6 protein-coding genes and 1 pseudogene are annotated in these 10,170 nt (G+C 67.3%); 5 read left to right on the top strand and 2 right to left on the bottom strand.

Annotation, left to right across the window (positions count from 1 at the left end; genetic code table 11):
- The 5 genes and pseudogenes from A5736_RS22105 to A5736_RS22085 all read left to right on the top strand — a co-directional run.
- Positions 1-195: pseudogene (locus A5736_RS22105) on the top strand (hypothetical protein); the annotation flags it as partial.
- An 89-nt stretch (positions 196-284) separates the two neighbouring features.
- The gene (gene ettA, locus A5736_RS22100; protein ID WP_076128624.1) at positions 285-1,961 is read left to right on the top strand and encodes an energy-dependent translational throttle protein EttA; all 1,677 of its coding nucleotides are present in this window, start codon (positions 285-287) and stop codon (positions 1,959-1,961) included.
- An 87-nt stretch (positions 1,962-2,048) separates the two neighbouring features.
- Positions 2,049-6,884 carry an NAD-glutamate dehydrogenase gene (locus A5736_RS22095; protein ID WP_076248562.1) on the top strand — a complete coding sequence of 1,612 codons (4,836 nt, stop codon included), beginning with the start codon at positions 2,049-2,051 and terminating at the stop codon, positions 6,882-6,884.
- Positions 6,881-7,294, top strand: coding sequence for a thioesterase family protein (locus tag A5736_RS22090; RefSeq protein WP_076128628.1), 414 nt, complete (start codon positions 6,881-6,883; stop codon positions 7,292-7,294). The genes A5736_RS22095 and A5736_RS22090 overlap by 4 nt, the downstream gene beginning before the upstream one ends.
- Before the next feature lie 32 nt (positions 7,295-7,326).
- A complete protein-coding gene (locus A5736_RS22085; protein WP_139333504.1) occupies positions 7,327-7,953 on the top strand; it encodes a hypothetical protein in 627 nt (208 codons plus the stop codon).
- An 18-nt stretch (positions 7,954-7,971) separates the two neighbouring features.
- On the opposite strand, the gene A5736_RS22080 is transcribed toward A5736_RS22085, so the two are convergent.
- The gene (locus tag A5736_RS22080) at positions 7,972-9,570 is read right to left on the bottom strand and encodes a glycoside hydrolase family 13 protein (RefSeq protein ID WP_139333503.1); all 1,599 of its coding nucleotides are present in this window, start codon (positions 9,568-9,570) and stop codon (positions 7,972-7,974) included.
- Complete coding sequence (locus A5736_RS22075) at positions 9,570-9,959, bottom strand: globin (protein WP_076128633.1); 390 nt, start codon at positions 9,957-9,959, stop codon at positions 9,570-9,572. The genes A5736_RS22080 and A5736_RS22075 overlap by 1 nt, the downstream gene beginning before the upstream one ends.
- Between the last annotated feature and the right edge of the window lie 211 nt (positions 9,960-10,170).

Below are 10,170 nucleotides of genomic sequence, written 5' to 3'. Positions count from 1 at the left end.
GGCCCGGACGTGTCGCGGGCGATCGTGCGCATCGAGAAGCCGGGCTACACCGGCCCCAGTGCGGATCAGGCCGCGGCGGTCGACGGAGAATCGGCGGCCAACGGCTCGGCCACCGACTCCGCCGACGACACCGCCGCCGAGCGGACCCCGTCCGGCGACGCCGAGGGCGCCGGCCCGCTGCCCCTCTCCGCTTAGCGGCGGGCTCGGGGGCCCGGCTGGGTCCGCCAGGCGATGCCTAGGATGGTCGAGGTAATTCTGCAAGACCAGAAAGGCAAACCCGCGGCATGGCTGAGTTCATCTACACGATGAAGAAGGTCCGCAAGGCGCACGGCGACAAGGTGATCCTGGACGACGTCACCTTGAGCTTCTTCCCAGGAGCCAAGATCGGTGTCGTCGGTCCCAATGGGGCCGGTAAGTCGAGCGTCTTGCGGATCATGGCCGGTCTGGACAGGCCGAACAACGGCGAAGCCTTCCTGGCCAACGACGCCAGCGTCGGCATCCTGCTGCAAGAGCCGCCGCTGAACGAGGACAAGACGGTCCGCGGCAACGTCGAGGAGGGCCTGGGCGACATCAAGGTCAAGCTCGACCGGTTCAACGAGGTCGCCGAGTTGATGGCCACCGACTACACCGACGAGTTGATGGAGGAAATGGGCCGTCTGCAAGAGGAACTGGACCACGCCGACGCGTGGGACCTCGACTCGCAGCTGGAGCAGGCGATGGATGCGCTGCGCTGCCCGCCGCCGGACGAACCGGTGACGAACCTGTCCGGCGGTGAGCGACGCCGCGTGGCGCTGTGCAAGCTGTTGCTGTCCAAACCCGACCTGCTGCTGCTCGACGAGCCCACCAACCACCTGGACGCCGAAAGCGTGCAGTGGCTCGAACAGCACCTGGCCGCCTATCCGGGGGCGATCCTGGCGGTCACCCACGACCGCTACTTCCTGGACAACGTCGCCGAATGGATTCTGGAACTCGATCGCGGGCGCGCGTACCCCTACGAGGGCAACTACTCGACCTACCTGGAGAAAAAGGCCGAGCGCCTGGCGGTACAGGGGCGCAAGGACGCCAAGCTGCACAAGCGATTGACCGAGGAACTGGCCTGGGTCCGGTCCGGGGCCAAAGCACGTCAGGCCAAAGGCAAGGCGCGCCTGCAGCGCTACGAGGAGATGGCCGCCGAGGCGGAGAAGACGCGCAAGCTCGACTTCGAGGAGATCCAGATTCCCGTCGGGCCGCGGCTGGGCAACGTGGTCGTCGAGGTCGAGCACCTCGACAAGGGCTACGACGGCCGCACCCTGATCAAGGATCTGTCGTTCACGCTGCCGCGCAACGGCATCGTCGGCGTCATCGGTCCCAACGGGGTCGGCAAGACCACACTGTTCAAAACCATCGTCGGGCTCGAGCAGCCGGACAGCGGCACCGTCAAGGTCGGGGAGACCGTCAAGCTCAGCTATGTGGACCAGACCCGCGCCGGCATCGATCCGAAGAAGACGGTGTGGGAGGTCGTTTCCGATGGGCTGGACTACATCGAGGTCGGCCAGACCGAGGTACCGTCGCGGGCCTACGTGTCGGCGTTCGGGTTCAAGGGTCCCGACCAGCAAAAGCCCGCCGGCGTGCTGTCCGGCGGCGAACGCAACCGGCTCAACCTCGCGCTCACGCTCAAGCAGGGCGGCAACCTGATTCTGCTGGACGAGCCGACCAACGACCTGGATGTCGAGACGTTGGGTTCGCTGGAAAACGCGCTGGAGAAATTCCCCGGTTGCGCCGTGGTGATCTCGCACGATCGCTGGTTCCTCGACCGGACGTGCACGCACATCCTGGCGTGGGAGGGCGACGACGACAACGAGGCGAAGTGGTTCTGGTTCGAGGGCAACTTCGGCGCGTATGAGGAGAACAAGGTGGAAAGGCTCGGCGAAGAAGCCGCCCGGCCGCACAGAGTGACCCACCGCAAGCTCACACGCGACTAGTGTCGGCTCTGCCGACGCCCTACGACGCCGTTCAGGAGTGGGGCGATCGAGCGCAGTGGCGTCCGTCGCGAGTTGGGAGCAATCGGCATGGCGATCGATCCCGGAGCTAAGCACGAACTCAAGCCCTGGACCACGTTCACCAACCCTCAGGACATTCCCGACTGGATCGCGACCGCCTACATCGAGAGCTACCGGGGCCCGCACCGAGAAGAGCCCGGCGCCGAAACCGGTCCCATCGACCTGAGCATCCCCGCCGCAATGGTGACCCCCGAGATGCTGAGCGCCCACTATCGGCTCGGCCAGTGCCGCCCGGCCGGCGGCAACTGTGTCTGCGTCCATCCGGCGGACGATCCCGCCGGATTCGGGCCCGCACTGCAAGTCGTCACCGATCACGGCGGCATGCTGATGGATTCCGTCACGGTCCTGCTCCATCGGCTCGGAGTCGACTACACGGCGATCATGAACCCGGTGTTCGCCGTGCGGCGCAACCCCGAGGGGGAGTTGCTCAGCGTCGAACCGAAAGCGCCCGGCGCGCCGCAATACGTCGGCGAGGCGTGGATTCACATCCAGCTGTCGCCCGCGGTCGATACCAAGGCCCTCGCCGAGGTCGACCGGCTGTTGCCGAAGGTCCTGGCCGACGTCCAACAGGTCGCCAGCGACGCGACGGCGTTGATCGCCACCCTGAGTGGCCTGGCCGCCGACGTCGAAGCCAACGAGGGCGACCACTACACGGCGCCGGACCGCGAGGACGTCGCGGCCCTGCTGCGCTGGCTGGGCAACGGGAACTTCCTGCTGCTGGGTTACCAGCGTTGCCGGGTGCACGACGGCCTGGTCTCCAGCGACGGGTCACCGAGCCTCGGTGTCCTGCGCACCCGCACCGGTTCCCGTCCGCGATTGACCGACGACGACCATCTTCTGGTCCTGGCGCAATCCGTCGTCGGCAGCTATCTGCGCTACGGGGCGTACCCATACGCCATCGCGATACGCGAATACACCGACGCCGGCGTTCTCGAGCACCGCTTCGTCGGCCTGTTCACGGTCGCCGCGATGAACGCCGACGTCCTGGAGATCCCGTCGATCTCCCGCCGGGTCCGCGAGGCGCTGGCGATGGCCGACAACGATCCCGCCCACCCCGGCCAGCTGCTGCTCGACGTCATCCAGACCGTCCCGCGCTCGGAGCTGTTCACGCTCAGCGCCGAGCGGCTCTTCGCGTTGGCCAAGGCCGTGGTGGATCTGGGATCGCAGCGGCGCGCGCTGTTGTTCGTGCGTGCCGATCGCCTGCAGTACTTCGTATCCTGCCTGGTCTACGTGCCCCGCGATCGCTACACCACCGCCGTCCGGCTGCAGATCGAAGACATCCTGGTTCGCGAGTTCGGGGGGACACGACTGGAATTCACCGCCCGTGTCAGCGAATCGCCCTGGGCACTAATGCATTTCATGGTGCGGCTACCCGAAAACGCCGCCGCGGTCGACGTTTCCGAGACCAACCGGGTCCGCATCCAGGGACTGCTGAGCGAGGCGGCGCGGACCTGGGGTGACCGCCTGATCGCGGCCAGCGCGGCGGGCACCACCGCGCACGCCGACGCCGAGCATTACGCGGCCGCCTTCTCCGAGGCCTACAAACAGGCCGTCCCCCCCGACGACGCCATCCAGCACATCGCCATCATCAACGAGCTGACTGAGGACTCGGTCAAGCTGGTGTTCTCCGACCGCGGCGAAGACGGTGTCGCCCAACTGACCTGGTTCCTCGGCGGACACACCGCCTCATTGAGCCAGCTGCTGCCGATGCTGCAAAGCATGGGCGTCGTCGTCCTCGAGGAGCGACCGTTCACCGTAACCCGCCCGGACGGGCTGCCGGTATGGATCTACCAGTTCAAGATCCAACCGCACCCGACGATCCCGTTTGCCAAGACGGCGGCCGAAAGGGATTCCACCGCAGAGCGATTCGCCGACGCGGTCACGGCGATCTGGCAGGGCCGCGTCGAGATCGATCGGTTCAACGAGTTGGTCATGCGCGCGCGGCTGACGTGGCAGCAGGTCGTGCTGATCCGCGCCTACGCGAAATACCTACGGCAGGCGAACTTTCCCTACAGCCAGTCCCACATCGAGACCGTGCTCAACGACCACCCCTCCACCGCGCGATCGCTGCTGCAGTTGTTCGAGGCGCTCTTCGATCCCCGCGCATCGGGATCGCCGACCAGCCGCGACGCGCAAGCCGCGGCCGCCTCGGTCGCCGCGGACATCGACGCGGTGGTGGGCCTGGACACCGACCGTATTCTGCGCGCGTTCGCCTCGCTGGTGCAGGCAACGCTGCGAACCAATTACTTTGTGACCCGGGAGGGTTCGGCCCGGGCCCGAAACGTCTTGGCGCTCAAGCTCGACGCCCAGCTGATCGAAGAGCTGCCGCTGCCGCGCCCCAAGTACGAGATCTTCGTGTACTCGCCGCGGGTGGAGGGCGTGCACCTGAGGTTTGGCCCTGTGGCCCGCGGCGGCCTGCGCTGGTCGGATCGCCGGGATGACTTCCGCACCGAAATCCTGGGCCTGGTCAAGGCGCAGGCGGTGAAGAACGCCGTCATCGTGCCGGTCGGGGCCAAAGGCGGGTTCGTCCTCAAGCGCCCGCCGCTGCCCACCGGGGATGCCGCCGGCGACCGGGAGGCCCTGCGCGCCGAGGGCGTGACGTGCTACCAGCTCTTCATCTCCGGGCTGCTCGACGTCACCGACAACGTCGACCACGCCACCGGAAAGGTCAGCGCGCCACCGGAAGTCATTCGGCGCGACGGCGACGATGCCTACCTCGTGGTGGCCGCCGACAAGGGCACCGCCACCTTCTCCGACATCGCCAACGACGTCGCCAAGTCCTACGGCTTCTGGCTGGGTGACGCGTTCGCGTCCGGGGGATCGGTGGGCTACGACCACAAGGCCATGGGCATCACGGCCAAGGGCGCGTGGGAGGCGGTCAAACGACACTTCCGGGAGATGGGCGTCGACACCCAGACCGAGGACTTCACCGTCGTCGGCATCGGGGACATGAGCGGCGACGTGTTCGGCAACGGCATGCTGCTGAGCGAGCACATCCGGCTGCTCGCCGCCTTCGATCACCGGCACGTCTTCCTCGACCCGGACCCGGATGCCGCGGCGTCGTGGCGGGAACGCCAGCGAATGTTTGACCTGCCGCGGTCCAGCTGGGACGACTACGACAAGTCTCTGATCAGCGAGGGCGGCGGGGTGTACAGCCGCGAGCAGAAGGCCATCCCGGTCAGCCCGCAGGTGCGCGACGCCCTCGGCATCGACGGTGACGTCACCGAAATGGCCCCGCCCAACCTGATCAAGGCGATCCTGCAAGCCCCGGTGGATCTGCTGTTCAACGGCGGCATCGGCACCTACATCAAAGCCGAAACCGAGTCCGACGCCGACGTCGGCGACCGCGCCAACGATCCGGTTCGGGTCAACGCAAACCAGGTGCGCGCCAAGGTCATCGGCGAAGGCGGCAACCTCGGCGTGACGGCGTTGGGCCGCGTCGAATTCGACCTCGCCGGTGGCCGCATCAACACCGACGCGATGGACAACTCCGCCGGCGTGGACTGTTCCGACCACGAAGTCAACATCAAGATCCTGATCGACTCGCTGGTCACCGCCGGCAAGGTCAAGGCCGACGAACGCAAACAACTGCTCGAGTCGATGACCGACGAGGTTTCGCAACTGGTGCTCACCGACAACGAGGACCAAAACGATTTGATCGGCACCAGCCGCGCCAACGCCCCCAGCCTGCTCCCGGTGCACGCGATGCAGATCAAGTATCTGGTCGAAGAGCGCGGCGTGAACCGCGAATTGGAAGCGCTGCCGTCGGAGAAGGAAATTGCGCGGCGATCCGACGCCGGTCTCGGGCTCACCTCTCCCGAACTCTGCACGCTGATGGCGCACGTCAAGCTGGGACTCAAAGAGCAGATGCTGACCACGGAGCTGACCGAACAGGACGTGTTCGCATCCCGGTTGCCGGAATACTTCCCGAGGCCGCTGCGGGAGCGGTTCACGCCGGAGATTCGCACGCATCAGCTGCGCCGCGAGATCGTCACCACCATGCTGATCAACGATCTCGTAGATACCGCCGGCATCAGCTACGCCTTCCGGATCACCGAGGATGTCGGCGTCGGACCGATCGATGCGATACGCACCTACGTGGCCACCGATGCCATCTTCGGTGTGGGTCACATTTGGCGGCGCATCCGCGCGGCCAGCCTCCCGGTCGCGCTGTCCGACCGGATGACGCTGGACACCCGCCGGCTGATCGACCGCGCCGGGCGCTGGCTGCTCAACTATCGTCCGCAGCCGCTGGCCGTCGGCGCCGAGATCAACCGATTCGCCGCCAAGGTGAAGGCGCTGACCCCGCGCATGTCGGAGTGGCTGCGCGGCGACGACAAGGCCATCGTCGAAAAGGAAGCCGCCGAGTTCGCGTCGCAGGGTGCGCCGAAGGACCTGGCCTACCGGGTCGCCGCGGGGCTGTATCGCTACAGCCTGCTCGACATCATCGACATCGCCGACATCACCGAGATGGACAGCGCCGAAGTCGCGGACACCTACTTCGCCCTGATGGATCGGCTGGGCACCGACAGTCTGCTGACCGCGGTTTCCGAGCTACCGCGACGGGACCGCTGGCATTCGTTGGCGCGCTTGGCGATTCGTGACGACATCTACGCCTCGCTGCGGTCGCTGTGCTTCGATGTGCTGGCCGTCGGGGAGCCCGACGAGAGCGGTGAAGAGAAGATCGGGGAGTGGGAACACATCAGCGCATCCCGGGTGGAGCGGGCCCGCCGGACGCTCACCGAGATCCAGGAAAGCGGCGCAAAGGATCTCGCGACCCTGTCGGTGGCCGCGCGGCAGATCCGCCGCATGACCCGCACCAGCGGCAGGGGATCGTCGAGTTGAGCGCTGGATTCGTCGCGCCCGTGCCGGTGCGCTGGTCGGACATCGACATGTACCAGCACATCAACCACGCCACCATGGTCACCCTCCTCGAGGAGGCGCGGGTCCCGTTCCTCAAGGAACCGTTCGCGGCCGACATCGCCACCATCGGCCTGCTGATCGCCGACGTCCGCGTCACGTACAAGGATCAGCTGCGGCTGGCCGATTCGCCTCTGCAGGTGACCATTTGGACCAAGCGGCTGCGGGCCGTCGACTTCACGCTCGGCTACGAGGTGCGCTCGGTGGCCGCCGATCCCGAGTCCAAGCCCGCCGTCGTCGCCGAATCGCAGCTGGCCGCGGTCCACATCGAGGAGCAGCGGCTGGTGCGGCTGTCCCCACAGCACCGGGAGTATCTGCAACGGTGGATGCGGTAGCCGAGCGCGGACTGTGGCTGGGCCCGGAGCGAATGGAGGCCCACCGCGCGGACCTGGCTGCGTTCGTCGACCATGCGACGCGGCTCGACGACGCCGCGGTCGTTCGGCTCCGCGCCCGATCCGCCGGATTGCTCACGGCATGGGTGGCGACGGGTTTCGACGTGCTGGCCAGCCGGGTGGTGGTGGGCAGGGTGCGGCCGGGGGACCTGACCGTCGCCGCGGACGGATTGGCCCGCGGCCTGTCCGCGATGGACGACTCGGGATATGTCGATCCCGGCTTCTCCATGGATTCGGCCTGGCGAACCGCGTTGCCTCCGGAATCGGGCTTCACCCATCTCGACGACGTGCCGGCCCGGGTGATGCTGGACCTGGCGCAACGCGGCGCGCGACTTGCCAAGGAACACAGCAGTTCACACGGTCCGCCGGTGTCGCTGCTCGACCAGGAGGTCATCCGGGTCAGCGCGGCCGACGTCAGCGTCGGACTGCCGATGCGCTGCGTGTTCGCCTTGACCGCAATGGGCTTCCTGCCGCAGTCGCCGGATGCGATCGACGCCGACGAGATCATCCGGGTGCGGATTCTGCCGGCGTGGCTGCGCCTCGACGCCAAGTTCGGCTCGGTGCACCGGCGCCGCGCCCACGCGGCGCTGGTGCTGCGCTGATCAAGCTGAGCGGCGGCCTCAGACCACCCACGCCGCGGCGTCGGGCGGCAGCTTGCCGCCGTCCAGCGGCGCGCTGGCCAAGATGACTTCGCCCGGCGGCAACGCCATTGGGCGCCGGCCGGCGTTCAGCGCGCACACCACACCCGCGCCACCGCGCCGGAAGATCAGCGCGTCCCGCGGCGCGGTCAGCCACTCGATGTCGCCGCCATCGAATTCCGCCCGCTCCCTGTGCAATTCGAGCGCACGCCGAAAGAACGACAGGGTCGAGGCGGGATCCGCCTCCTGCTTCTCGACGGTCAGCGCCGCCCACTCCGCCGGCATCGGCAACCAGGTGTCGGCGTTCGCCGAGAACCCGAACGGGGGAGCGTCGCCGGACCACGGCAGCGGAACCCGGCACTTGTCGCGGCCGCGTTCGGTGTGTCCCGATCGTTCCCACGTCGGGTCCTGCAAGACCTCGTCGGGCAGTTCGACGTCGGGCAGGCCGAGTTCCTCACCGTTGTAGATGAACACGGCGCCCGGCAGGGCGAGCATCACCATCGCCATGGCCCGCGCCCGGCGCAGGCCGACCTCGCCGCCGCCGTAGCGGGTCACCTCGCGGCCCACATCGTGGTTGGACAGCGTCCAGGTCGGGAGCGCGTTTTCGATTGCCGTCGCCGCCAGTGAATTCTCGATCGCCGCACGGACTTCGGCCGCGTCGAAGTCGATCTTCGTGAGCCGGAAATTGAAGCCGAGATGCAGTTCGTCGGGCCGCAGATACTCCGCCCAGCGGACGTTGTCGGTCACCCACACCTCGCCCACGGTCACCGCCGCGGGATAGTCGTTGACGACCCTGCGGATATCGCGGTGAATCTCGTGCACGCTCGGGTGGTTGAAGCGCGGGTCGTCGTCGGTGTGGTGCAACACCTTCGCTTCGAGGGCCGGCGAGTCCGGCAGGCCGGGGGGCTTGGCCATCCCGTGCGCCACGTCGATGCGGAAGCCGTCGACGCCGCGTTCCAGCCAGAACCGCAGCGTCTTCTCGAAGTCGTCGAAGACGTCCGGGTGCTCCCAATTGAGATCCGGCTGCTCGGCGTCGAACAGGTGCAGATACCATTGGCCGGGATTGCCGTCCGGCTCGACCACCCGCGTCCACGCCGGCCCGCCGAAGACAGACGTCCAGTTGTTCGGCGGCAGTTCCCCGACGTCGCCCCGCCCGTCACGAAAGAAATAGCGCTCCCGCGCGTCGGTGGCCGGGCCCGCGGCCAGCGCCGCCTGGAACCACGGGTGCGCCGAACTGGTGTGGTTGGGCACCACGTCCATGGTGATCTTCATGCCCCGCCCGTGAGCCGCGGCGATCAGCCGCTCGATCGCGGCCATCCCGCCGAACAGCGGGTCGATGTCCCGGGGATCGGCGACGTCGTAGCCGTGATCGGCCATCGGGGAGACGGTGACCGGGTTGAGCCAAATCGCGTCTACGCCGAGGCGCTCCAGGTGCCCCAGCCGGGACGTCAAGCCGTCCAGGTCGCCGACGCCGTCACCGTCGCTGTCGGCGAACGACCGTGGATACACCTGGTAGAACACCGCGCTTGACCACCACGGCTTGGAGTCCATTCCACCCCGCTTAGTTTCGTGGGCCGACATCAAAACGAAGAGTTGACGAGCGAGTGGGCAGCCATTTCCAGATAGTCGAGCAACTCCCGGCGGTGCTCGTCGTCCAGCGTCTGCGAGTCGATGGACGCGACGGCGGTGTGCATGCACCGCAGCCAGGCGTCGCGCTCGATGGGCGTGATCCGGAACGGGACGTGCCGCATCCGCAGCCGGGGATGGCCGCGCCTGTCCGAGTAGGTCCGCGGGCCACCCCAGTACTGCTCGAGGAACATGCGTAGACGTTCCTCGGCGCCCTCGAGGTCGTCCAGCGGATAGACCTCACGCAATATTTCGTCTTCGGGAACCTGTGCATAAAAGCGCGACACGATCGCATGGAACGTCTCGGCACCGCCAACAGCGTCGTAGAAGCTCACCTGATCCATCGATCCCCATTGTGGTGCATCGCCGGCCCGGCAACGCGCGGCGGGCATCGAACGACGGCCAAGTCACGCCCGCTGTTCACCGGTTCGACACGGCGCGCACCTGCAATGAGGGTGCGTTTGGCGGCGAATCATGGTGGACTATCCGCGGAGGATCTATGGCGCATGGCAAGAGACGCCGCAGCCACCGCAGTTCCGGTGCCGCGGCAGGGTT

It is taken from the genome of Mycobacterium sp. SP-6446 (assembly GCF_001954045.1).
GTDB lineage: Bacteria > Actinomycetota > Actinomycetes > Mycobacteriales > Mycobacteriaceae > Mycobacterium.
This window is presented reverse-complemented; position numbering and strand designations above follow the sequence as displayed.

What these genes read in the sequence shown, in the direction of transcription:
- A5736_RS22080 (WP_139333503.1), bottom strand. Translation starts at nt 9,570, where the DNA reads ATGTCGGCCCACGAAACTAAGCGGGGTGGAATGGACTCCAAGCCGTGG.
- A5736_RS22095 (WP_076248562.1), top strand. Translation starts at nt 2,049, where the DNA reads ATGGCGATCGATCCCGGAGCTAAGCACGAACTCAAGCCCTGGACCACG.
- A5736_RS22085 (WP_139333504.1), top strand. Translation starts at nt 7,327, where the DNA reads ATGGAGGCCCACCGCGCGGACCTGGCTGCGTTCGTCGACCATGCGACG.
- ettA (WP_076128624.1), top strand. Translation starts at nt 285, where the DNA reads ATGGCTGAGTTCATCTACACGATGAAGAAGGTCCGCAAGGCGCACGGC.
- A5736_RS22075 (WP_076128633.1), bottom strand. Translation starts at nt 9,959, where the DNA reads ATGGATCAGGTGAGCTTCTACGACGCTGTTGGCGGTGCCGAGACGTTC.